General features: G+C 74.3%; 20 protein-coding genes and 2 tRNA genes. 13 read left to right on the top strand and 9 right to left on the bottom strand.

Annotated features, from left to right (window positions below):
- Positions 1-86: 86 nt before the first annotated feature.
- From GRQ65_RS00975 to GRQ65_RS00960, 4 genes are all read left to right on the top strand, one after another.
- Positions 87-1166, top strand: a complete 1080-nt coding sequence (locus tag GRQ65_RS00975) for a branched-chain amino acid aminotransferase (protein WP_237447511.1) — start codon at positions 87-89, stop codon at positions 1164-1166.
- Positions 1167-1214: 48 nt separating this feature from the next.
- Complete coding sequence (locus GRQ65_RS00970) at positions 1215-2930, top strand: protein kinase domain-containing protein (RefSeq protein ID WP_160874246.1); 1716 nt, start codon at positions 1215-1217, stop codon at positions 2928-2930.
- Between the two features lie 134 nt (positions 2931-3064).
- Positions 3065-4657: a citramalate synthase gene (cimA, locus tag GRQ65_RS00965; protein ID WP_160874894.1), complete on the top strand. Its 1593-nt coding sequence runs from the start codon at positions 3065-3067 to the stop codon at positions 4655-4657.
- A gap of 35 nt (positions 4658-4692) precedes the next feature.
- On the top strand, positions 4693-6114 hold the full coding sequence (locus GRQ65_RS00960; RefSeq protein ID WP_160874244.1) for an amidase family protein: 1422 nt from the start codon (positions 4693-4695) through the stop codon (positions 6112-6114).
- A 23-nt stretch (positions 6115-6137) separates the two neighbouring features.
- Here the strand turns inward: GRQ65_RS00960 and GRQ65_RS00955 are convergent, their stop codons facing one another.
- The 6 genes from GRQ65_RS00955 to GRQ65_RS00930 form a co-directional block, all read right to left on the bottom strand.
- Positions 6138-6848 (bottom strand): hypothetical protein, encoded by a 711-nt coding sequence (locus GRQ65_RS00955; RefSeq protein WP_160874242.1) that lies wholly within the window; start codon positions 6846-6848, stop codon positions 6138-6140.
- A gap of 100 nt (positions 6849-6948) precedes the next feature.
- Complete coding sequence (bioD, locus tag GRQ65_RS00950) at positions 6949-7626, bottom strand: dethiobiotin synthase (protein ID WP_160874240.1); 678 nt, start codon at positions 7624-7626, stop codon at positions 6949-6951.
- Entirely contained in the window at positions 7623-8747 is a 1125-nt protein-coding gene (locus tag GRQ65_RS00945; protein WP_160874238.1) for an 8-amino-7-oxononanoate synthase, read from the bottom strand. The genes bioD and GRQ65_RS00945 overlap by 4 nt, the downstream gene beginning before the upstream one ends.
- Positions 8744-10024: an adenosylmethionine--8-amino-7-oxononanoate transaminase gene (locus GRQ65_RS00940; protein ID WP_160874236.1), complete on the bottom strand. Its 1281-nt coding sequence runs from the start codon at positions 10022-10024 to the stop codon at positions 8744-8746. Before GRQ65_RS00940 ends, GRQ65_RS00945 begins: the two co-directional genes overlap by 4 nt.
- Positions 10021-11103 carry a biotin synthase BioB gene (gene bioB / locus GRQ65_RS00935; RefSeq protein ID WP_160874234.1) on the bottom strand — a complete coding sequence of 361 codons (1083 nt, stop codon included), beginning with the start codon at positions 11101-11103 and terminating at the stop codon, positions 10021-10023. Before bioB ends, GRQ65_RS00940 begins: the two co-directional genes overlap by 4 nt.
- Before the next feature lie 27 nt (positions 11104-11130).
- Positions 11131-11745: a pentapeptide repeat-containing protein gene (locus tag GRQ65_RS00930; protein WP_160874232.1), complete on the bottom strand. Its 615-nt coding sequence runs from the start codon at positions 11743-11745 to the stop codon at positions 11131-11133.
- A 185-nt stretch (positions 11746-11930) separates the two neighbouring features.
- Here GRQ65_RS00930 and GRQ65_RS00925 point away from each other — a divergent pair, with 185 nt between their 5' ends.
- Entirely contained in the window at positions 11931-12680 is a 750-nt protein-coding gene (locus tag GRQ65_RS00925) for a hypothetical protein (protein ID WP_160874230.1), read from the top strand.
- A 64-nt stretch (positions 12681-12744) separates the two neighbouring features.
- On the opposite strand, the gene GRQ65_RS00920 is transcribed toward GRQ65_RS00925, so the two are convergent.
- The 3 genes from GRQ65_RS00920 to GRQ65_RS00910 are packed head-to-tail and all read right to left on the bottom strand — an operon-like array spanning position 12745 to position 14675.
- Positions 12745-13194 (bottom strand): barstar family protein, encoded by a 450-nt coding sequence (locus GRQ65_RS00920; RefSeq protein WP_160874228.1) that lies wholly within the window; start codon positions 13192-13194, stop codon positions 12745-12747.
- Positions 13191-13808 (bottom strand): MarC family protein, encoded by a 618-nt coding sequence (locus GRQ65_RS00915; protein ID WP_337191408.1) that lies wholly within the window; start codon positions 13806-13808, stop codon positions 13191-13193. The genes GRQ65_RS00920 and GRQ65_RS00915 overlap by 4 nt, the downstream gene beginning before the upstream one ends.
- A gap of 9 nt (positions 13809-13817) precedes the next feature.
- Positions 13818-14675, bottom strand: coding sequence for a 3-methyladenine DNA glycosylase (locus GRQ65_RS00910; RefSeq protein WP_160874226.1), 858 nt, complete (start codon positions 14673-14675; stop codon positions 13818-13820).
- Between the two features lie 69 nt (positions 14676-14744).
- On the opposite strand from GRQ65_RS00910, the gene GRQ65_RS00905 reads away from it, so the two are divergent.
- From GRQ65_RS00905 to GRQ65_RS00870, 8 genes are all read left to right on the top strand, one after another.
- Positions 14745-15554, top strand: coding sequence for a fumarylacetoacetate hydrolase family protein (locus tag GRQ65_RS00905; protein WP_160874224.1), 810 nt, complete (start codon positions 14745-14747; stop codon positions 15552-15554).
- Positions 15551-17026 (top strand): glutamate--tRNA ligase, encoded by a 1476-nt coding sequence (gene gltX / locus GRQ65_RS00900; RefSeq protein WP_160874222.1) that lies wholly within the window; start codon positions 15551-15553, stop codon positions 17024-17026. Before GRQ65_RS00905 ends, gltX begins: the two co-directional genes overlap by 4 nt.
- Positions 17027-17037: 11 nt before the next feature.
- Entirely contained in the window at positions 17038-18039 is a 1002-nt protein-coding gene (locus GRQ65_RS00895) for a CPBP family intramembrane glutamic endopeptidase (protein ID WP_337191407.1), read from the top strand.
- A 64-nt stretch (positions 18040-18103) separates the two neighbouring features.
- Positions 18104-18175 (top strand) — tRNA-Gln (locus GRQ65_RS00890).
- 70 nt (positions 18176-18245) lie between these two features.
- Positions 18246-18318 (top strand) — tRNA-Glu (locus GRQ65_RS00885).
- A gap of 242 nt (positions 18319-18560) precedes the next feature.
- On the top strand, positions 18561-19493 hold the full coding sequence (locus GRQ65_RS00880) for an ATP-binding cassette domain-containing protein (protein ID WP_160874221.1): 933 nt from the start codon (positions 18561-18563) through the stop codon (positions 19491-19493).
- Positions 19490-20188, top strand: a complete 699-nt coding sequence (locus GRQ65_RS00875; protein WP_337191406.1) for an ABC transporter ATP-binding protein — start codon at positions 19490-19492, stop codon at positions 20186-20188. The genes GRQ65_RS00880 and GRQ65_RS00875 overlap by 4 nt, the downstream gene beginning before the upstream one ends.
- A 10-nt stretch (positions 20189-20198) precedes the next feature.
- Positions 20199-23396, top strand: coding sequence for a permease-like cell division protein FtsX (locus GRQ65_RS00870; protein ID WP_160874220.1), 3198 nt, complete (start codon positions 20199-20201; stop codon positions 23394-23396).
- Positions 23397-23421 lie beyond the last annotated feature (25 nt).

The raw sequence follows: 23421 nt of genomic DNA, 5'->3' as shown, positions 1-23421 counted from the left end.
CGCAGCGAGCCTGGTCGGGCGGAACAGCAGTCAGTGCCGCGCAGCGGCTCGACGCCTCTGAAGCCCGAAGGGCAGTATTGATGTCCATGCAGATCAGCACGACGCGCTCAGAGCGACCCGCGGACGACGCCCGCCTTGCCGATATCCTGGCCAACCCCGGCTTCGGCACCTACTTCACCGACCACATGCTCACGGTCGAGTGGACGCCGGACGCCGGGTGGCACGCCGCCCGGATCGAGCCCTACGGCCCGCTCTCGCTCGACCCGGCCACCGCCGTCCTGCACTACGGCCAGGAGACCTTCGAGGGGATGAAGGCCTACCGCCACCCCGACGGCTCGGTGTGGTCGTTCCGCCCGGAGGAGAACGCCGCCCGGGCGATCCGCTCCAGCCAGCGCCTCGCGCTGCCCGAGCTGCCGGTCGACGACTTCGTGCAGGCGGTCGACGCGCTCGTCGAGGTCGACCAGCGCTGGGTGCCGACCAACGACGAGGCGGGCGAGAAGAGCCTCTACCTGCGTCCGTTCATGTTCGCCTCCGAGGCGTTCCTCGGGGTGCGGCCCTCGCAGCACGTGACCTTCATGGTCATCGCGAGCCCCGCCGGCTCCTACTTCAAGGGCGGCATCAAGCCGGTCAGCCTCTGGCTGTCGGAGACCTGGACCCGCGCCGGCCGCGGCGGCATGGGCGCGGCCAAGACCGGTGGCAACTACGCCAGCTCGCTGCTGCCGCAGCACGAGGCGATCGCCCAGGGCTGCGACCAGGTGGTGTTCCTCGATGCCGAGGAGTCGACGTACGTCGAGGAGCTCGGCGGCATGAACCTCTACTTCGTCTTCAAGGACGGACGCATCGTCACCCCGGCGCTCGGCACGATCCTCGAGGGCATCACCCGCGCCTCGATCATCGAGCTCGCCGGCAAGCTCGGGCACCAGGTCGAGGAGCGTCGCGTCGGCATCGACGAGTGGCGCGACGGCGTGGCCAGCGGCGACATCGTCGAGATCTTCGCCTGCGGCACCGCCGCGGTGGTCACCCCCGTCGGGGAGCTGAAGTGGGACGGCGGCTCGACGCCGGCGCCGGCCTCGACCGAGCTGACGTTCAAGATCCGCCAGGCGCTGGTCGACGTGCAGTTCGGCCGGGCCGAGGACACCTTCGGCTGGATGCACCGCATCGTCTGAGCCTTGTCCAGCCGGGAACCGGACGCCCCACGCCTTAGTCTGACTGGCGTGACCACTGCACCCGAGACCCCGGCGCGGGGCGTGCCCACCGTCCGCCCGGGGTCGGGTGCGGGTGCCGCTGCGCCGCGGGTCGGCGGCTACCAGCTGCTGAGCCGCATCGGCGAGGGCGGCATGGGCGTCGTGCACCTCGCCCGGCGCGACGGCGGACCGCGGGTGGCGCTCAAGGTACTGCGTCCGCAGGTCGTCGGCGACGACGAGGCCCGCCACCGGCTCGCGCGCGAGGTCGCCTCGTTGAGCCTGGTCCGCAGCCGCTGGGTCGCCGAGATCGTCGACGCCGACCCGTGGGCGCCGGTGCCCTACGTCGCCACGCGCTACGTGCCCGGGCTCTCCCTGCACGACCACGTGCACGAGGAGGGGCCGGTCACCGGGCGCGACCTGACGTGGTTCGCCGCGTGCCTGGCCGAGGGGCTCGCCTCAGTCCACGCGGTCGGGGTGCTGCACCGCGACGTGAAGCCGTCCAACGTGCTGATGGAGGGTCGCACGCCGATCCTCATCGACTTCGGTCTGGCGCGCGTCGCCGACGACCCGAAGCTCACCCACACCGGCTGGCTGCTCGGCACGCCGGGCTACCTCGCGCCCGAGATCCTCTACGGCGACGACGCGACCACGGCCGCCGACGTGCACTCGTGGGCCTCCACGGTCGCGTTCGCGGCGATCGGGCGAGCGCCGTTCGGGCGCGGGCCGTCGATGGCGATCATGGACCGCGTCCGTCGCGGCGAGCACGACCTCGACGGGGTGCCCGTGCCGCTGCGGCACCTGCTCGCCGAGTGCCTCGACCCCGAGCCGGCCCGCCGCCCCACGCTCGACGCGGTGCTCGGCTGGCTGCGCCCGCAGGTCGCGCCCGGAGCCGCGCAGCCACCCGGGCCCGTGCCCTCGGCGCACGTGCCGCTCCCTCTGCACAGCCCCGTCCCGCCGGCGCCGCCGACGGTCGTCGCGCGTCCGCGGCCAGGCGTGACCGCGCCGTACGCCGCGGCACCGGTCCGTCCCGCGGAGCAGCTGGTTCCCGACCGGCCGACCGACGTGCTCCCCGGGTCGCAGCCCGGGCCGACGCGCTACCTCGACGGCGGCGCGCCGTACGCCCAGGCCTGGCCGGCGCCGCTGCACGAGCCGCCCGTCGGCGCGGTCGAACGGGCCCGTCGCGGCAGCCTGCTCGTCGTGCTCGCGCTGGTCGTCGGCGGACTGGTCTCGCTGTGGCCGTGGTGGAGCTCGCTCGTGCTCGTCGTCGCCGTGTGGCTGCTCCGTGCGGGGTCGCTGGCCGCGAGCCGCGCCGGCGACCGACGCCGGCTGCGCGGCCGGCGGTGGTACGACGGCGTGCTCGTCGCCGTCCGCACCCCCTGGGACCTCGTGCGCTCGCTGGTCACGACCCTCGTGCTCGTGCTGTGGGCGGCCGGACTCGCCGTCGCCGGTGCGCTGCTCTGCTACGCCTTCGCGGCGGGGGAGAGCCTCACGCTCTTCGTCTGCGGCACGGTCTTTGTGATCGCCACCTGGAGCGGTCCCGGTGGGTCGCGGCTGCGCTCGCCCGTGGGCCGGGTCGTGCGGCCGGTCGCGCGCCAGTGGCGCCTGTGGCTGCCGGTCGCCTTCGTCCTGCTGCTCCTGGCCACCTCGCTCGGCGCGCTCGCCGAGTCGCGCGGGCCGTCATGGTCGCCCGGATCGGACCGTCCGCTCTCCGGACCGGCCCTCGACGATGTGACGTCCGTGGCATGATCGGCGCCGTGACGACCTCGCCGCCCTTCCGCACCGAGATCATCATTCGCTAGCGCGTCGAGTTCCTCGACGCGCCGACCTCTCGCACTCCGAGAGGTTTTTTCATGTCCGGACCAGCAACCGAGAGCGACCCCATGGACCTGCACGGCGCCTTCCACGTCTACGACACCACCCTGCGCGACGGCGCGCAGCAGGAGGGGCTCAACCTCTCCGTCGCCGACAAGCTGGCCATCGCGCGGCAGCTCGACGGGCTCGGGGTCGGGTTCATCGAGGGCGGGTGGCCGGGGGCCAACCCCAAGGACACCGAGTTCTTCCGCCGGGCCGCCCAGGAGCTGGACCTGCGCCACGCGCGGCTGACGGCGTTCGGCTCGACCCGCCGGGCGGGCGTACGCGCGGCCGACGACCCGCAGGTCGCCGCGCTGCGCGACAGCGGAGCCCCCGTGGTCACCCTGGTGGCCAAGTCGCACGACCGCCACGTCGAGCTCGCGCTGCGCACCACGCTGGAGGAGAACCTCGCGATGGTGCGCGACACCGTCGGCCACCTGCGCGCCGAGGGGCAGCAGGTCTTCCTCGACGCCGAGCACTTCTTCGACGGCTACCGCGCCAACCGTGACTACGCCCTCGAGGTGCTGCGCACCGCCCACGAGGCCGGGGCCGAGGTCGTCGCGCTGTGCGACACCAACGGCGGCATGCTGCCCGGCTGGATCTCCGACGTGGTGCACGACGTCATCGAGACCGCGGGCGTGCGCGTCGGCATCCACGCCCACAACGACTCCGGCTGCGCCGTCGCCAACAGCCTCGCCGCGATCGACGCCGGCGCCACGCACGTGCAGGGCTGCATCAACGGCTACGGCGAGCGCACCGGCAACGCCGACCTCGTCACCGTCGTCGCCAACCTCGAGCTCAAGCTCGACCGGGCGGTGCTGCCGGCCGGGCTGCTGCAGGAGTCGACCCGCATCGCCCACGCCGTCGCCGAGGTCACCAACGTCCCGCCCGCCTCGCGCCAGCCCTACGTCGGCGCCTCGGCCTTCGCCCACAAGGCCGGGCTGCACGCCAGCGCCATCAAGGTCGACCCGGACCTCTACCAGCACACCCAGCCCGAGCGGGTCGGCAACGACATGCGCCTGCTCGTGTCCGACATGGCCGGGCGCGCCTCGATCGAGCTGAAGGGCCGCGAGCTCGGCTTCGACCTCGGCTCCGACAAGGAGCTGCTCGCCCGGGTCACCGACCGCGTCAAGGCGCTCGAGGCCACCGGCTTCACCTTCGAGGCCGCCGACGCCTCTTTCGAGCTCCTGCTCGAGGAGATGGTCTCCGGCCAGCGCCCGTCGTACTTCGAGGTCGAGTCGTGGCGCGTCATCACCGAGACCCTCGACCGTCGCTCCGCGGGCGAGGAGGCCGTCTCCGAGGCGACGGTCAAGATCGTCGCCCAGGGCCAGCGCCACGTCGTGACCGGCGAGGGCAACGGCCCGGTCAACGCCCTCGACCAGGCCCTGCGCACCGCGATCGGGCAGGCGTTCCCCGCGGTCGTGAAGTTCGAGCTCATCGACTACAAGGTGCGCATCCTCGACCAGGGCCACGGCACCGACGCCATCACCCGCGTCCTCATCGAGACCACCGACGGCGAGTCGTCGTGGGTCACCGTCGGCGTCGGCCACAACGTCATCGAGGCCTCCTGGGGAGCCCTCGTCGACGCCCTCACCTTCGGCCTGCGGCGCCAGGGCGCCTGAGCCCGCCCCGCAGCGGGGCGTCGTACGGTCGAGGCGTGAGCGAGCTGCACGACCTGACGGCCCTCGAGCAGGGGGACCTGGTGCGCCGCGGCGAGGTCTCGCCCCGCGAGCTCGTCGAGCACCACCTCGAGCGCATCCACCGCATCGACGGCGAACCGGCGACGACCCTCGGCGCGTTCGTCACGGTGACCGACGACCTCGCTCTCGAGCGCGCCGACGCCCTGATGGCGGCGGGTCGGCCCGAGGCCGCCTCCCCGCTGTGGGGCGTGCCGACGGCGGTGAAGGACCTCAACCTCACGGCCGGGGTGCGGACCGAGTTCGGATCGCCCGCCTTCGCCGGCTTCGTGCCCGACGTCTCCGACGCCGTGGTCCTGGCGCTGGAGGCGGCCGGCACGATCAGTCTCGGCAAGACCGCGACGCCGGAGTTCGGCTCGCCCTGCTACACCGAGCCCGAGGGCCGGCCCCCGGCCGTGACGCCCTGGGACCGCACCCGGATGGCGGGCGGCTCCTCGGGCGGAGCGGCGGCCGCCGTGGCGGGCGGACTCGTGCCGGTCGCCCAGGGCTCCGACGGCGGCGGCTCGATCCGGATCCCGGCCTCGTGCTGCGGACTGTTCGGCCTGAAGCCGACGCGTGGCCGCATCAGCGCCTACCCCGGGTACGGCGACCCGGTCGGGTTGGCGACGGCCGGGCCGATCGCCCGGACCGTGCGCGACGCGGCGGCGGTGCTGGACGCACTCGCCGGTCGTCGGGTGGAGGACCCCGCCTGGGCACCACCGCCTTCCTCGTCGTTCCTGGCCGCCTGTGACCGGTCTCCGGGGACGCTACGGATCGCCCGGATCACCACGCCACTGATCGCGGACGCCCCTGTGGACGACGCCTGCCTGCGCGCGGTTGTGGACGCTTCGCGGACACTCGAGGACCTCGGCCACGTGGTCGTCGACGTCGAGGCTCCGCTCCCGCGCGAGGCGGTGGCGGAGTTCGAGACGTGCTGGTCCGTGCTGACTGCACTGTCCGTGGTGCCGCCCGAGCAGGAGCCGCTGCTGCGTCCGCTGACCCGGTGGCTGAGCGAGCGGGGCCGGGCGGTGAGCGGGCCGGAGTTCGGCCTCGCCATCGGCGCCGTGCGGCGTTTCGCCGGCGCCGCGCTCGCCGCGCTCGCGGCGTACGACGCCGTGCTGACGCCGACGCTCGCCCAGCCGCCTCTGCCCATCGGGGCGCTGCGTGACGACGCGGACCCGGCGGCCGACTTCGAGGCGCAGAAGCGCTTCACCCCGTGGACCTCGGCCTGGAACGTCACCGGCATGCCCGCCGCCAGCCTCCCGCTCGGCTGGACCGACGACGGACTGCCGGTCGGGGTGATGCTGGCCGCGCGGCCCGCGGAGGAGGAGCTGCTCCTCGCGCTCTGCGCGCAGGTCGAGGAGGCCGTGCCCTGGGCGCACCGGCGACCGCCGGGGTGGTGAGCGCCCCCCGCACGGCGACGGCCTCAGAGAGGCGCGGCGGGCACGGCCCGGGTGATCTCGGCGGTCACCGTGGCGCGACCGGCGGCGCCGCTGAGCGAGAGGGCGAGCGAGACGCGGCGACAGTCGTCGGCCAGGGTGAGCGTCGAGGGGCCGGCGCCGGGGTCGAACCACCACGCCGACTCACCGTCGTCGCCGAGCTCGAGGCCCCAGTCGAGGAGGTCGTCGAGCCCGGAGGCCCGGCGCGCGGCGTAGACCGCCGCGAGGTCCCAGGTGCCGTCCCTCGCGGGCTCCGGGAGCAGGAAGGCCAGGCGGGTCAGCTCGTGGCCGTCGAGGACCGGGCGCGCGTCGGCCAGGGGGAGGACCTCGACGAGCAGCTCGCCGTCGACCTCCTCCCACCGCAGGGGCAGCTCGGCATCGACCGCGCCGTCTGCGGTCCCGGACGACCGGAGGGAGACCTGCGCGCGGGGGAGGGCCCGCAGCTCGGACTGCTCGGCGGCGACCTGCTCGGCCTCGGCGAGGCGGCGGCGCTCGGCCTGGCGCTCGGCGGCGTCGGCGAGGCCGGGCAGGGCCGTGCGCACCGCCTGGTCACCGAGGCCCACCCGGGCCTCGTGCTCGACCTGGTCGGAGCGGAGGCCGGCGTCCTCGCGGACGGAGCGGTCGGTGGTGATCAGCTCGGTGGTCTTCACGTGCACCCACGCACGCGCCATGCCACCGAGTCGGTCGGTGAAGCCCATCTGGAGTCCCTCCTGTTCGCAGGACGAGGACGCTAGGGGGCCGTGCGACCCGGCGACCACGGACGGGCGTCCCGGCGGGGAGGCACCGATGGCGGCAGAGTCAGCCGGCGAACCAGCCTGCTGCCGCAGCGCGGAACGCGTCACCGTCCAGGGCCCCGGCACCCTCGGGCACCGTCGCGACGACGTCCACGCCGATGCGGGGCAGGTCCTCGCGGTTGCACCGCTCGGCGAGTCCCGGCTCGGCCGGCCACGAGCCGATGACCAGCCCTGCGGGCTCGACGTCGCGCGCCCGCAGCGCCTGGACCGTGAGCTCGGTGTGGTTGAGGGTGCCCAGCCCGGCGGCCACGACCACGACGACGTCGACGGGGACGTCGGGGAGCGACGACCGCAGGGCCAGGGCGAGGTCGAGCAGCGTGCCGCCGTCGGAGTCCAGGCGCACCAGCAACCCGCCCGCGCCCTCCACCACCACCGTGTCGTACGACGGCACGAGGTTCGCGAGCCGCGCGGCGTGAGCGGCGACGGTGGGGATCGAGACGCCCTGGCGGCGAGCGGCGGTGTCGGGCGCCAGCGGCTCCTCGAGCACGGTCCACTCCTGGACCTCGCCGCCGGTGAGCCGGGCGACCTCGCGGGCGTCGGAGTCGCCGTCGAGCGAGCCGGTCTGCACGGGCTTCACGACGAGGACCGAGCCGGTGCGGGCGGCCTCGACGGCCAGGGCGGCGGTGGCGACGGTCTTGCCGACGCCGGTGCTGGTGCCGGTGACGACGACGACGCGGCTCACCGGTGCTCCTTCACGACGGCGAGCAGCACCTCGACCGCGCGGTCCCAGTCGGCCTGCGGCACACCGGCGCTCACGGTGACGCGCAGGCGCGAGACGCCGTCGGGCACCGAGGGCGGCCGGAAGCAGCCCACGGCGACGCCCTGGTCGCGGGCCGCGGCCTGGGCGGCCACGGCGACCTGGGGCGAGGGCATCGGCACGGAGAGGACCGCTCCGGCGGTGGGCTCGACGCCGAGGGTGGCGGCGAGGTCGTGGCGGCGCCGGGTGACCAGGTCGGTGAGCTCGGGGCGGGCCCGCAGCTGGCGCAGGGCCTCGAGCGCGGCGCCCGCGGCGGCCGGCGCGAGCCCGGTGTCGAAGATCAACGGACGGGCGCGGTTGACCAGGTGGTCGAGCAGCGGCTGCGGCCCCAGGACGGCGCCGCCCTGGCTCCCGAGCGCCTTGGAGAGGGTGACGGTGACGACGACGTGTGGCAGTCCCGCGAGCCCGCGCTCGCGCACCAGGCCGGGCCCGTGCACTCCGAGCCCGTGGGCCTCGTCGACGACCAGCAGGGCACCGTGCTCCTCGCACAGGGCGGCGAGCTCGACGAGCGGCGCCTCGTCGCCGAGCACCGAGTAGACCGACTCGGCGAGCACGAGCACCCGGCGACCGTCGGCGGCCTCGAGCGCCGTGCGGACGGCCGCCACGTCGGAGTGGGGCACGACGGTCAGCGTCGAGCGGGAGAGCCGCACCGCGTCGACGAGCGAGGCGTGGATGTGGGCGTCGGAGACGACCAGCACGTCGGGTCCGCCGAGGGCGGCGACGATGGCGAGGTTGGCGTGGTAGCCGGTGGAGAGCACCAGCCCGGCCGGCTGCCCGACGTACGCCGCCAGCTCGCGCTCGAGGTCGGCGTGGAGCTCGAGCGAGCCGGTGACCAGGCGCGAAGCGCCCGCGCCCGCACCCCAGCGGCGAGCCGCGGCACCCGCGGCCTCGACGACGGCGGGGTCGCGGGCGAGGCCGAGGTAGTCGTTGCCGGCGAGGTCGACCAGGCCGTCGTCGGACGCGCGCGGGCGCAGGGTGCGCACGAGCCCCGCGGCCTCGCGGGCGGCGGCCTGCCCGGCCAGCCAGTCGCTCCAGGTGGCGCTCATGCGACCGCGACCGCCGCGGCGACCCCGCGGCAGATGAGCTCGACGTCGGCGTCGGTGGTGACGTAGGGCGGCATGACGTAGACCAGGTCGCGGAACGGCCTGACCCACACCCCCTCGGCGATCGCGGCGTCGGAGGCGGCGACGGTGTCGACGGGGTGGTCGAGCTGCACGACCCCGACGGCGCCGATGGTGCGCACGTCGGCGACGCCGGGTGCGGTGCGCAGCGGCTCGAGGCCGCGAGCCAGCCCGGCGCCGACGCGGGAGACGTTGGCGGACCAGTCCGAGGACTCGAGCAGGTCGAGCGAGGCCAGCGCCACGGCGCAGGCGAGCGGGTTGCCCATGTAGGTCGGCCCGTGCATGAGCACGCCCGACTCCGACGCCGAGAGCCCGCGGGCGACCTCGCCGGTGCAGACGACGGCCGCCATCGTGAGGTAGCCGCCGGTCAGCGCCTTGCCGACGCACAGGACGTCGGGGGTGACCCCGGCGGCCTCGGCGGCGAAGAACGTGCCGGTGCGCCCGAACCCGGTCGCGATCTCGTCGAAGACCAGCACCAGGCCGTGCTCGTCGGCCACCTCGCGCAGCACGCGCAGACAGGCGGCGTCGTAGACGTGCATCCCACCGGCGCCCTGGAGCAGCGGCTCCACGACGATGCCGGCGAGGTCGTCGTGCCGTTCGGCGAGGGCGCGGACGCCGGCTGCCCAGGTCTCGACGTCGCCTCCGGGCGCCGGGGGACGGTCCGCGAACACGTGCTGGGGGAGCACGCTGGCGAACATCGAGTGCATCCCGCCCACCGGGTCGCACACGCCCATGCAGCCGAACGTGTCGCCGTGGTAGCCGCCGCGCACGGTCAGCATCCGGGTGCGCTCGGGGTGCCCCGTCCCGCGCTGGTGCTGCAGCACCATCTTCAGCGCGACCTCGACGCTCACCGAGCCCGAGTCGGCCAGGAAGACGTGCTCGAGCCCGTCGGGGGTGACCTCGACGAGCCGCTGCGCGAGGCGTACGGCGGGGGCGTGGGTCAGCCCGCCGAACATCACGTGGGCCATGTCGCCGAGCTGGTCGCGCAGGGCGGCGTCGAGCTGCGGCACGGCGTACCCGTGGACCGCCGCCCACCACGAGGACATGCCGTCGACGAGCTCGGTGCCGTCGGCGAGCCGCAGCCGGGTGCCGGCGGCCGAGGCGACCATCCGCACCGGCGCGGGGTCGGTCATGGAGGTGTAGGGGTGCCAGACGTGCTCGCGGTCGTAGGCGAGCAGGTCGGCGGGGGAGTCGAGCGTCACGCGTTGGGCGCGATCGCCGTCCCGGCGCCGCGGCGGCGCTTGCTCGGGTCGCGCGTCTCGACACCCGACCCGGCGTCGAGGACCTCGACCGGGGCGTCGGGCGCACCGAGCACGGTGAAGCCGTGGTCGCGGATCAGCTCGAGGTCGGCCTCGGCGGCCTGGCCCTCGGAGGTGAGGTAGTCGCCGAGGAAGATCGAGTTGGCGACCTGCAGCGCGAGCCCCTGCAGCGAGCGCAGGTGCATCTCGCGGCCGCCGGCGATGCGGATCTCCTTGTCGGGGCACACGAAGCGCGCCATCGCGAGGATCTTGACGCAGCGGAGGGGGGTGAGGTCCCAGACGTTCTCGTAGGGGGTGCCGTCGAACGGCATCAGGAAGTTGATCGGGATCGAGTCGGAGTCGAGCTCCTTGAGCGCGAAGAGCGCCTCGACGAGCTGCTCGTCGGTCTCGCCGAGCCCGGCGATCAGGCCGCTGCACGGCGACAGGCCGGCGCCCTTGGCCTTGGTGACGGTGTCGACCCGGTCGGCGTAGGTGTGGGTCTGCACGATCTGGTCGTGGTGGGACTCGGCGGTGTTGATGTTGTGGTTGTAGGCGTCGACGCCGGCCTCGCGCAGCCGCTCGGCCTGGCCGTCCTTGAGCAGGCCGAGGCAGGCGCAGATCTCGACCTCGGGGTGCTCGGCCTTGATCGTGCCGACCATGTCGGCGACGCGCTCGACGTCCTTGTGGGTCGGGCCGCGGCCGCTGGAGACCATGCACACCCGGGTCGCGCCGCCCTTGAGCCCGGCGCTCGCCTGGGCGAGGGCCTCGTCGGTGTCGAGCCACTTGTACTTCAAGATGTCGGCGGTCGAGCCGAGGGCCTGCGAGCAGTAGTTGCAGTTCTCGGGGCACAGGCCGGACTTGAGGTTGACCAGGTAGTTGACCTTGACGGTGCGGCCGAAGTGCTCGCGCCGCAGCCGGAACGCCGCGGCCACCACGTCCAGCAGCTCGTCGTCGTGCGAACGGAGCACCGCGAGGGCGTCGTCCTCGGTGGCGGGCTTGCCGTCGAGGATGGAGCTGGCCAGCTGGTCGAACGGCGACGTCATGGTCAGCAGTATGCCGACCGGCGCGGGTCACCCGGCTGAGGAGTCCACCACAAGGTCCACGACAGCGCCGTGCAGCTCGGCCAGCGCGACCGCTCCCGCCAGGTCGAGCCGGGTGCCGCGCAGCCGGGCCGCCGTCAGGTCGACGCCGTCGAGCTGCGCGCCGCGCAGGTCGGCCTCGCTCAGGTCGGTGCCGTGGAGCTCAGCCCCGCCGAGACGGGCGCCGCGCAGCACCGCCCTGGTCAGCACCGCCGACGACAGGTCGGCCTCGCGCAGGTCGAGTCCGGTGAGGTCGAGCCCGGACAGGTCGGCGCTGCGCAGCGACACCGCCCGCCACTGCCCGCCACGCACCGTCACCGGCTTGAGCGTGCAGCGCGTGAACGTCGAGCCGGTCAGCTTGCAGCCGTCGAGGGTGGCGTCGAAGAGGTTGGTGCCGCTGAAGGTGCAGCCCGTGAACGCCGTGGCGGTGTGCACCGAGGCGTTGAAACGGCAGCGCTCGAACGAGCAGTCCTCGAACACCGCGCCGTGGGTGCGGGCCTCGGTGAGGTCCACCTCGACGAACCGGACCCCCACGTGGCGGGTCTCCGGGCCCAGCTCGACGGCGTACCAGTCCTCGTCGCGCACCTCTTCGCCCGCGTTGCCCACGAGGGTCAGACTAGGGAAGTGCTGATCAATGGGGGTGGATGTCAGCGTCGTTCCGGTGCGTGCACGGGCGGTGCCGACGAGGGAGCCGTGCCGGAGGCACGGCGACTGAGGAGAAACCGCTCGGGTGCGTGCTGGGGCGGGGCTGACGCCGCCCTCGCCATTGGTCAGCGCTTCCCTAGGCAGTCGTGAGGACACTGCGCGTCGCTCCGGTCGTGGCTCCGCTGGCCCTGCTGATGCTGCTGGTGGGGGGATGCAGCGGAGACCCGCAGTCCTCGTCAGAGCCGTCCGGTGCCGACGCCGGAGCCTGGGTCGAGGCGGTCGCCTCGGGCGACCCGTCGTCGCTCGACCGGGCCGCCGAGGACGCCGCGCCGGGCTCGCCCGCACGCGAGTACGCCGCCGCGCTGGCGACGTACGCCCGCGCGTCGGCCGCGGCCGGGCGACCGGTGAGCGCCGCGACGGTCAGCGGCGACGGACCGTGGAAGGTCTGCGTGGCCGACGCCTGCACGACGTACGCCGACCCTGTCGGCGCCGAGGGGTCGGACGGGGCGCTCGCCGACCTGAGCGTCGACAGCGGCTCGCTCGCCGACGAGGTGGTGGACGTGAGCGGGCAGGGACCGTTCGAGCCCGACGGGCTGTTCGAGGTCGCCCCTCGTGTGGCCGTGGTCGCGCCCGGCGGCGACCTCGCGATCGTCGTCGGCCTCACCTCCCGCGACGCCGCCCTCGAGGTGCGCGCCCGGGGCGCGCTCTACGTCGAGGCCAGCACGGTCCTCACCGGCGCCGACGCCGCGACCTCGGTCCCGGCCGGCTCGTCCGCCGGCGCCGTGCTCGTGTTCCCGGGCGCCTCCGGCGTCGCCCTCGACGGCCAGGTCACCTTCGACGTGCTCCTCGGCGACCGTCCGACCTCCGTCGGGTTCGGGCTGGGCGACGCTGGCTGATGTCGACAGTCGAACTTTCGGTACGTGCCAGCGTCCCGGATGTTCGACTGTCGAGGAACTGGCCTCAGGGACCGTCGAAGTCCGACCCGGACCCGAGACCGAAGACGTCGAGCCAGAACGTCGGGCGACCGGTCTCGGACCAGCGGTGGGTGAAGGCGGCGTCGAGGAGGGCCCAGCCGAGCTCGAGGGTGGTGGCGGGGGCCTGGCGGGCGGAGACGTCGAGGTCGTGCCAGACGAGCGCGACGCGGGCGCCGTCGTGGTCGGACACGAAGCCGTGGACGCAGTCGGCGAAGGCGTCCCACGAGGCGCCGTACCAGTCCGGGAAGTCGAGCAGCGAGGCGAGCTGGGCGTGGGCCGAGGCGCGGTCGACGACCTGGCGGCCGTCGAGGTCGAGGCGGAGGTACTCCTCGGAGGCGAGGTAGGCGTCGACGAGGCCGGCGTGCTCGGCGGAGACGCGCCACAGCGGCCCGGAGCGCAGCCACGGCATCGCACCGCGGACGTGGGGCGGCCTCACGTGAGCCCGACCGCCTGGACGCCGTGCACGACGAGCTCGACGCCGATGGCGAGGATGAGGAAGCCGATGATGCGCGTCAGGGCGCCGATGCCGGTCGGGCCGAGGCGAGCGACCAGGGGCGTGCCGAAGCGCAGCAGGACGCCGATGACCACGGCGAGCACGGCCACCGCGGCGACGATCGCGCCGCGCTCCGCGATGCCGGGGTGGCGGGCGGACAGCGCGATGACGACGCCGATCGCGCCGGGACCGGCGACCAGCGGCAGCGCCATCGGCGAGAACGACACGTCGTCCTTGGTCGCCGCGTGGTCCTTCTCGGCCGCGGTGAACCCCTCGCGCGGCACGATCATCCCGAATCCCGAGTGTGCGACCACCAGTCCGCCGGCGATCTGCAGCGCGCCGAGGCTGATCCCGAACGCCTCCAGCACCAGCGAGCCGAGGAGTGTGAAGACGGCGAGGATCGCGAAGACGTAGATCGCCGTCATGGTGGCCTGCCGCTTCACCTCGGCGGGGGTGAAGGACCCCGTCAGCCCGGCGTACGCCGCCAGCGCGCCGAGCGGGTTGGTGATGGGCAGCAGCGCGGCGAGCGAGGCGACCGCCACCTGCACCACGTCCACGAGGAGAGCCTAGACAGCCGCGCCGGCGACCGCGGCCAGCAGCCGCTCGCACACGACGAGCAGCTCGGCCCGCAGCACCTGACCGCGCTCGGCGAAGCCGCGCTGGGCCTCGGCGTACTCCTGCTTGCCGGACGGTGTCTCGATCCGCACCGGCTCGTAGCCGAGCGGGGCGAGGTCGTACGGCGAGGCGCGCATGTCGAGCACCCGGATGTCGCGGGCGAGCTCGAAGCAGTCGGCCACCAGCTCGCTCGGCACGAGCGGGGCGACGCGGAAGGCGTGCTTGTAGAGGTCCATGCCGGCGTGCAGGCAGGCCGGCTGCTCGAACTCCACGCGGTCGGCCGACGTGGGGGCGAGCGTGTTGAGCGGGCGCGCCGGCTCGGTGAAGAACCGGAAGGCGTCGAAGTGCGAGCACGCGATGCGGTGCGACTCGACGACCCGGTCGGTGCCCTCGGGGCCCAGGCGCAGCGGGTGGCTGGCGTGGCGGGTGCGGGTCTCGTCGAGGCGGTAGACCATCGCCCACTCGTGCAGGCCGAAGCAGCCGTAGTGCGCCGGGCGGCCGGCCGTCGCGGCCAGCAGGCGGCGGGTCGACTCCACGAGGGGAGCTCGCGACTCCAGCAGGTCCGCCCCCGGCTCGAGGTCGGCGCCGCCCTCGAGCCGCACGCCCCACCCGGGCGACCAGCGCCGCAGCTGGGCGGGGCGGAAGGAGTAGTAGGTGAAGAGGAAGTCGTGGACCGGGTGCTTCACACCCGCCTGGCGACGCGCGAGGTGCTCACCGACGAGCGCGTCGACCCGGGCCTCGTGGGCCGCGGCGCGGGTGCGCCACTGCTCCTCGCTGAGGCTCGCCGGGCGCGACGCGGTGAGGTCCACGCCACCAGTGTGCGCGACGGCGTACGCCGCGACGAACCGGCCGGTGGCGCCGCTCGATAGTGTCGAGGGGTGCGCATCGCGAGGTTCAGTGCAGGTGAGGAGCCCCAGTTCGGGGTCGTGACGGGCGAGCTCGACGAGCACGGCCAGCCGGATCCGGACGCGGTCGTGGTCGCGCTCGCCGGCGACCCGTTGTACGTCGGCACGAAGGTCCTGAGCCAGGAGCACAAGCTCTCCGACGTCAAGCTCCTCGCCCCCGTGCTGCCGCGCAGCAAGGTCGTCGGCATCGGACGCAACTACGCCAAGCACGCGGCCGAGATGGGCAACGACGTGCCCACCGAGCCCCTGATGTTCCTCAAGCCCAACACCAGCGTCATCGGCCCCGGCGAGTCGGTGCTCTACCCACCGCAGACGAGCAACCTGCACTACGAGGGCGAGCTCGCCGTCGTGATCGGCCGGATCTGCCGCGACGTGCCGGTCGAGCAGGCCACCGACGTGATCTTCGGCTACACGATCGCCAACGACGTCACCGCCCGCGATCTGCAGAAGTCCGACGGGCAGTGGACCCGCGCCAAGGGCATGGACACCTTCTGCCCGCTCGGCCCGTGGATCGAGGACGACCTCGACCCGCAGGCCTTCGCCGACGGCCGCCGCGTGCAGACCTACCTCAACGGCGACCTCGTCCAGGACGGCACGACCGCCGACCTGGTCTTCGACATCCCGACCCTGGTCGCCCACGTGAGCGCGGCGATGACGCTGCTGCCCGGCGACGTCATCCTCACCGGCACCCCCGACGGCGTCGGGCCCATGGAGGTCGGCGACGACGTCGAGGTCGTCGTCGAGGGCATCGGCAGCCTGAGCAACACGGTGGCCAAGCGATGACCGAGACCAGCACCAGCACCGGCGACCGCCCCGTCCGCGTCCGGTTCTGCCCCTCGCCGACCGGCTCGCCGCACGTCGGCTTCGCGCGCACCGCGCTCTACAACTGGGTCTTCGCGCGCCGCCACGGCGGCACCTTCGTCTTCCGCATCGAGGACACCGACAAGGAGCGCAGCACCACCGAGTCGTACGACGCGATGCTGGGCGCGATGGAGTGGCTCGGCCTCGACTGGGACGAGGGTCCGGGCAAGGGCGGCCCGCACGCGCCGTACCGCCAGTCCGAGCGCGGCGACCTCTACCGCGACGTCCTGGCGAAGCTGCGCGACTCGAAGTTCACCTACGACTGCTACTGCACCACCGAGGAGGTCGACGCGCGCCGCAAGGCGAGCGGCTCCAAGGTGCAGGGCTACGACGGCTTCTGTCGCGACCTCTCGGCCGATCAGGTCGCGGCGTTCGAGGCCGAGGGACGCCGTCCGGTGGTCCGGTTCCGGATGCCCGAGGGTGCGGTGACCTGGGACGACCTGGTGAAGGGCGAGACGACGTTCCAGACCGAGTTCGTCCCCGACTTCGCGCTCTGCCGGGCGAACGGCGACCCGCTCTACACGCTGGTCAACCCCGTCGACGACGCGCTGATGGGCATCACCCACGTCCTGCGCGGCGAGGACCTGCTCTCCAGCACCCCGCGCCAGATCCCGCTGCACCGCGCGCTGGTCGAGCTCGGCGTGAGCGAGGGCGTGCCGGAGTTCGGCCACCTGCCGCTGGTGATGGGGGAGGGCAACAAGAAGCTGTCCAAGCGCGACCCCGAGTCGCACCTGTTCATGTACCGCGACCAGGGGTTCCTGCCCGAGGGACTGCTCAACTACCTCGCGCTGCTCGGCTGGTCGATCGCGCCCGACCGCGACGTCTTCACGCTGGAGGAGATGGTCGGGGCCTTCGAGGTGCGCGACGTGGTGCCCAACCCCGCGCGCTTCGACCTCAAGAAGGCCGAGGCCATCAACGCCGACCACGTGCGGATGCTGTCGATCGAGGACGTCGAGCACCGGGTCGTCCCGTGGCTGCAGCAGGCCGGGGTGCTCACCGACCCGGTCTCGGACGCCGACGCGCAACTGCTGTCGCTGGCGATGCCGCTGGTGGCCGAGCGGATGAACAAGCTCACCGAGGCCGCCCCGATGCTCGGCTTCCTGTTCGCCGACGAGGACTCCCTCGAGCGCATCGACGCCCTCGACGACGCCGGTCGCGACGTCGTACGCGCGGCCCACGAGGCCCTCGCGGGACTCGAGGTCTGGTCGACAGCGGAGATCGAGGCGGCGCTGCGCGACGCCCTCATCGAGGGCCTCGGGCTCAAGCCGCGGGTCGCGTTCGGTCCGGTGCGCATCGCCGTCACCGGCCGCAAGGTGTCGCCGCCGCTGTTCGAGTCCCTCGAGCTGCTCGGGCGCGAGCGGTCGCTGCGGCGGCTGCAGGACGCGCTCGGCTGAGCGGGGCCGACGTGAGCGCAGGCGTGGGGCCGGGACCCGAGGGGCCGGGACTGGAGTACCACCTGCTCCAGCGCGCCCGCCGCTGGTCGTGGTGGCGGCCGCTGGTCGGCGTGCTGACCCTCGGGATCCTGACCCAGTTCATCGCGCTGATCGTGCTGATGGTCGCCTTCACGGTCGGCTTCGTGGTGCTCGGTGGCGGCGGGAGCGTGGGCGACTTCCTGTCCTCGCTCGCCGACACCGACGACGTCAGCCCGCTCAGCCTGGCCTTCCTCAACGCCCTGTGGGCTCTGGCGATCCCGTGCGTGCTGCTGACGGCGTTCGCGCTGCACGGCATGCGCCCGGGCTGGGTCGCCTCCGTCGCGGGTCGGCCGCGCTGGCGCTGGATGGCGACCTGCTTCGGCCTGGCGCTCGTCGCGCTGGTCGCGACCCTCCTCGTCTCCGCCCTCCTGCCCGCGCAGAGCGGCGACCCGCAGATCACCGGACAGGTCAACGACTGGACGAGCACGACGCGCGACTTCGTGCTCGTCGTGCTGCTGCTGACCCCGCTGCAGGCGGCAGGGGAGGAGTACGCCTTCCGCGGCTACCTCACCCAGGCCTTCGGCGGCCTGCTGCGCTCCCGCTGGGCGGCCGTGCTCGTCCCGGCGTTGATCTTCGCGCTGGCCCACGGCGCCCAGGACCCGCCGGTCTTCGTCGACCGGTTCGCCTTCGGGCTGGTCGCCGGGGTCCTGGTCATCACGACCGGCGGGCTCGAGGCCGGCATCGCCATGCACGTGCTCAACAACTTCCTGGCCTTCGGCCTGGCCCTGGCCTTCTCCGACATGAGCTCTGCGCTCAACCCGACCGGCGGCACCTGGTGGAGCCTGCCGACCACGGTGACCCAGTCGGTGGTCTACCTCGTGCTCGCGACCTGGGCCGCCCGGCGTGCTGGCATCGCGACGCGCACGGTGCCCGAGGCGGGTGGCCGGGGTGGTCAGGCGGGTGCTGAGTTGGAGCCCGCACGACCGCCCGTGTAGGTTTCTCTTCGGCCTCGGGCCGATCTGCCGAGCAGGTCGCCGGGGCCGAACACTGGTAAGACAGTGGGATATGGTGTAATTGGCAGCACGACTGGTTCTGGTCCAGTTAGTCTAGGTTCGAGTCCTAGTATCCCAGCGAGACCGAGGCCACACGGCCACGATTTCACCCCTGCAGAGCGTTCCCAGTAGTGTTCAGCAGGTTGCAAGCCCCCGTTGTGTAGCGGCCTAGCACGCTGCCCTCTCACGGCAGTAGCGCCGGTTCGAATCCGGTCGGGGGTACTCGCCACGAAGCGCCGCCGGGCCCCGCCCGGCGGCGCTTCTGCGTTCGGGCGTGGTTTCGAGACAGGACTTCGTCCTTCCTCGACCACCGGCACCGGTGGTCGAGGAGGCCGGCTACGGCCGTCTCGAGACCACGCGACCGGATTCCCCGCGACAGCCCCTGTTCGGTGGGTCTTGGCATCCGTACGATCGACCCGCACGACGGGGTGTCGCCGTGCCGCGACGGGAGGACACGGGGCACGGTGGCAGGAGTCGGTCTGGGACTGCCCGCGGCGCCCGAGCGCGCGCCCGAGTGGGGCCACGACGCGCTCGTGGTGTGCGACAACCTGGTGCGGATCTACCAGTCCGAGGGCATCGAGGTGCAGGCCCTGCAGGGGCTGGACCTGCTCGTCCACGCCGGCGAGATGATCGCGCTGGTCGGCGCCTCGGGATCCGGAAAGTCGACGCTGCTGCAGGTGCTGGCCGGGGTCGACGCCCCGACCGCCGGCCGGGCCCGGGTCGCCGGGCACGACCTGCTGACGCTCACGCGCGCCGAGCGCCTGCACTACCGCCGCCACATCGTGGGGTTCGTGCGGCAGCAGACCGCGCGCAACCTGGTGCCGTACCTCACCGGCCGCGAGGTCGTGGACCTGCCGATGAGCATCGCCGGCACGCCTCGTGGCGAGCGAGCCGAACGGGCCGAGCACCTGCTGACGACCCTCGGGGTGGCGCACTGCGCCGACCGGCGTCCCGACCAGATGTCGGGCGGCGAGCAGCAGCGGGTGGCGATCGCGGTGGCCCTGGCCAACGCGCCGCGGGTGCTGTTGGCCGACGAGCCGACCGGCGAGCTCGACAGCGAGACCGCCCAGGAGGTCTTCGACGCCCTCCGCACCGCCAACCGCGATCTCGGCGCCACGGTCGTCGTGGTCACCCACGACCCGTCGGTGAGCGGCCAGGTCGCCCGCACGGTGGCGATCCGCGACGGCCGTACCAGCAGCGAGGTGCTGCGCGCCGACGGCGGTGGTGCGACCCTCGGCCCCGCGGAGGAGTACGCCGTGATGGACCGCGCCGGCCGGGTGCAGGTGCCGCGGGAGTTCCGCGAGGCGCTCGAGCTCACCCGGCGGGTGCGGCTGGCCCTGACCGGTGACCACGTGGAGATCCGCTCCGACGGACACCGGGACGCTGAGACCCCGTGAGCGACACCTTCCGGCGCCCGCACGACCCGATGGTCGTGGTCCGCGGCCTCACCCGCACCTACGGCACCGGGCCGGCGCCGGTGCACGCGCTGCGCGCCGTCGACCTGGAGGTGCGCGCCGGCGAGCTGGTCGCGGTGGTCGGGCGCTCGGGGTCCGGCAAGACCACGCTGCTCAACCTGGTCGGCGGGCTCGACCGACCCGACGCCGGCACCGTCGAGGTCGACGGCACCGAGGTGACCGCGCTCGACGACGACGGGCGCAGCCGGCTGCGTCGCGACACCGTGGCCTTCGTCTTCCAGACCTTCGGGCTGATGCCCGCGCTCACGGCAGCGGAGAACGTCGGCGTGCCGCTCCGGCTGCGGCGCACTCCGGCCGCCGCGCGCGAGGAGCGCGTCGCGCTGCTGCTCGACCTGGTCGGCCTGCGCGACCACGCCGACCAGCGTCCGGGGGAGCTCTCGGGTGGGCAGCAGCAGAGGGTCGCGATCGCGCGGGCGCTCGCGGGCTCGCCCCGGCTGCTGATCGCCGACGAGCCGACCGGCCAGCTCGACGCCGAGACCGGGCTGGCGGTGATGGCGCTGCTGCGTGCGGTGGTCGAGTCGGAGGGCGTCACCGCGATCGTCGCCACGCACGATCCCGTGATGATGTCGCTCGCCGACCGGGTGCTCACGATCGCCGACGGGCGCGTGGGGGAGTGACGGGCCGGACGTGCTGACGCTGCTCCTGCGCCGCGCCCGGGCGCAGTGGGGTCTCGCGCTGTCGGTGACCGCCCTGGTCGCGCTGGCGGCCACGCTGCTGGGCGTCTGTGCCCTCCTGCTCGGCCCGACCCAGGACCTCGCCTTCACCCGCGGGGTGCAGCGCAGCGACCCGCAGGAGCTCGCCGTCGACGCCTTCCTCGTGGACCTCGCCGCCGACGACGCGGACGGGGTGGGTGACGTCGCCGCCGGGCAGCTGCGCGACGTCCTGCGCGGGCTCGACCCGTCGGTGAGCGCGGTCGTGACCTCGAGGATGCGGGAGCTGGAGAGCCCGGCCGGTGCCGGGCTCGCCTACCTCGCGGCCGGCGACGGCATCGCCCCGCACGCGCAGATCGTCTCCGGGCGCTGGCCTGAGCCGCCCGGGTCGCTGCCCGAGTCGGGGCTCGCGGAGACCGCCGTGCCCGTCGCGGCCGCCGAACGGCTCGGGCTCGCCGTCGGCACCCGGGTCACCCTCGGCCGGGCGACCGGCATCGGCGGCTCCGTGGAGCCCGTCTCGCTCGTGGTCGTCGGGACCTACCGCGCCTCGTCGCCGTCCGGGTGGGACGCCGACCCGCTGCGCGGGGCGGGCTACCAGGCCGACTACAGCGACGGCTCGCAGCAGGCCGCGGCCTACGGACCGCTGGTCGTCGAGGAGGGCGCCCTCGTCACGTCAGGATCGCCGGTCTCGAGCCTGCGGGTCGAGGCCGAGCCGGACGTCGCACTCGCCACGCCCGCCACCGTGCGGGCCGCCGCCGCCAGGCTCGACGGTGCGACCACCCTGCTCGACACCGAGGTCGGTGACCGGGTGCGCATCACCCGGATCGCCTCACAGCTCCCCGCCACGGTCGAGCGGATCGAGGGTCAGCAGACCGCGGGCCGCGCCACCGTGCTCGTGGCCGTCCTGCTGGGGGCCGCGCTGTCGCTGGCCGCCCTCGTGCTCGCCGGTCGGCTCGTGGCCTCGGCGCGCGACGAGGAACGGGTGCTGCTGGTCGCGCTCGGCACGAGTCCGCAGCAGCAGGTCGCGGCCGCGGCGGGCGAGGGGGCGCTCCTCGCGGTGGCGGCGGCGGTGGTCGCCGTCCCGGCGGCGTCGTTCCTGCACGCGGCTGTGACCCGCACCGGTGCCCTGTCCGCCGCCGGGCTCCGGCAGGCGCCCGCAGCGTCGCCGGGGCTCGTGGCCGTCGCGGTCCTCACCGCCGCCGCGGTGGTGCCCGTGCTGGTCGCGACCGGCGTCGACACCCGCACCAGCTCGGTCGCGACGCGGCGCCGCTGGGCGCTGGCGCGCGCCGGTGCCGACCTCGTCCTCCTGGCCGTCGCAGCGGGCGTGGCCGTCCTTGGCTGGTGGCAGCTGCGCTCGCAGCCCGAGGCGGCGACCGGTCGCACCGACCTCGTGGCCACGCTCGCGCCGGCCCTCTGCCTCGGCGCCGTCACGGTGGTCGCCGTGCGCGTGGCGCCGCTCGCGCTGCACCTCGGCGCCCGGCTCGCCCCGCGCTCGCGCTCGCTGGTCGGGCCGCTCGCGATCCAGCAGGCGGCGCGCCGTGCCCACCCCGGCACGGCCGTGCTGCTCGTCGCGGCCTCGGTCGCCGCGGCGACGTTCGGCATGGGACTGCGTGCGACCTGGGAGCGCTCGCAGGCCGACCAGGCCGACCTGCGCACCGGCAGCGACCTCACCCTGACCCTGCCGGGCCCGGCCGACACCTCCGAGCTCGCCACGCTCGAGAGTGCGGCCGCGCGGGTCCGCGCCGCGGCCGCCTCCGCGGTCGTCGACCGGCCGCTCGCCCTCGGGAGGTACGTCGGCGGCGCGGGCCCCGCGCCCCGGCTCGTCGCGCTCGACACCACGGTCGCCGGTGCGCTGCTGCGCGGCCGCGGGGCGCCGGGCACCACGTGGGCCGGGATCGGCGAGGCTCTCAGCCCGGGCTCCGCGGTCACCGGTGCGGCTTTCGGCGACGCCGTGCTCCTGGGCCGCGCGGACACGCCCCTGGCCCTCACGGTCACGCCGACCGCCGTCGTGCAGGACGCGCACGGGCTGAGACACCCGGTCGGTGCGACCGCGGTGGCGCTCGACGGCCGCCCGCACGTCCTGGACTGGGACGCCCCGGTCGCGGCGGGGTCGAGCCTGGTCGCCCTGTCGCTGCGCCTCGACGGCCCGTCGCCCGACACCGGTCAGGCCGGAGTGGTGCCGGTGCGCATCAGGATCGGGTTGCGCGGCTCGGGTCCGCTGGCTGCAGGCCGCGGAGCCGGGGACGGGTGGCACGTCGAGACTGCGCGGGACAGCCCCGTGCAGGACGCCCGCGTCGCCGTGTCCGCGCCGGCCACCGGTCGCGCGCTGGTGGCGGTCGGTGCCGACGTCGACGTGACCTACCTGTCCTACGGGGGCGGCACGGTCCTGGCGACGGCGTTCGACCCGCCCGACGCCGTCCCGGTCGCGGTCTCGTCGTCGCTGGCGTCGTCGGTGGGCACCCGCGTGGGCGGGGAGCTGGCTGCGGTGGTGGGGACGGCGGCGGTGCCGCTGCGCGTCGTCGCGGTGGTGCCGAGCGTGCCGTCGGCCCCGGGGGCTCCGGCCCTGCTCGCCGACACCGACACCCTGTCGCGGGCCCTGGTCGCGGGTGGCGCGCTCGACCCGGTCGTCGACGGCTGGTGGTTCGCCGACCCCGCCGCGGGAGCGCCCGCGGCCCTGAGGGACCTCGACCTCGGCACCGTGCGCACCCGCGCCGCGGTGACCGCCGACCTGACCCGGGGGCCGCTGCAGGTCACCGTGCCGACGGCGCTCACGCTGCTGAGCGCCGCCTCGATCGCACTGCTCTGGGCCGGCACCGCGATCGTCACCGGCAGCGACCGGCGACGTCGTGCGGCCGAGCTCACCCGGCTGCGCGCCCTCGGTCTGTCGCGCCGCGGTGCCCGGTGGCTGCTGCTGGGCGAGCAGGCGGCGTTCCTCGCGCCGCTGGTGGTCGTCGGGGCCGCGGTCGGTGCCCTCGTCACGCTGGTGCTCGGACCGCTCGTCGTGCGCTCCGACCTCGGGGCGGCGCCCGTGCCGCGCGCGCTGGCGACCTGGCCGTGGGCCCAGGAGCTCCTCGTGCTGGGCGTCGCCGTCGCCGGGGTCGCCCTGGTGACGTGGGTGTTGACGGCTCGTCAGGTGCATGGCTCCGACACCGCCGGGCTGAGGGTGGGTGACTAGTGGTCATGTCCGGAAGTTGTTCGGG

Origin of the sequence: Nocardioides flavescens (assembly GCF_009823805.1) — a bacterium.
Classification (GTDB): Bacteria; Actinomycetota; Actinomycetes; order Propionibacteriales; family Nocardioidaceae; genus Nocardioides; species Nocardioides flavescens.
The sequence above is the reverse complement of the archived record's forward strand: the minus strand, read 5'-3'. Positions and strand labels throughout refer to the sequence as shown.

Coding starts and splice junctions, on each gene's coding strand:
- GRQ65_RS00975 (WP_237447511.1), top strand. CDS start 87: ATGCAGATCAGCACGACGCGCTCAGAGCGACCCGCGGACGACGCCCGC.
- cimA (WP_160874894.1), top strand. CDS start 3,065: ATGGACCTGCACGGCGCCTTCCACGTCTACGACACCACCCTGCGCGAC.
- GRQ65_RS00955 (WP_160874242.1), bottom strand. CDS start 6,848: ATGGGCTTCACCGACCGACTCGGTGGCATGGCGCGTGCGTGGGTGCAC.
- GRQ65_RS00945 (WP_160874238.1), bottom strand. CDS start 8,747: ATGAGCGCCACCTGGAGCGACTGGCTGGCCGGGCAGGCCGCCGCCCGC.
- bioB (WP_160874234.1), bottom strand. CDS start 11,103: ATGACGTCGCCGTTCGACCAGCTGGCCAGCTCCATCCTCGACGGCAAG.
- gltX (WP_160874222.1), top strand. CDS start 15,551: ATGACCGAGACCAGCACCAGCACCGGCGACCGCCCCGTCCGCGTCCGG.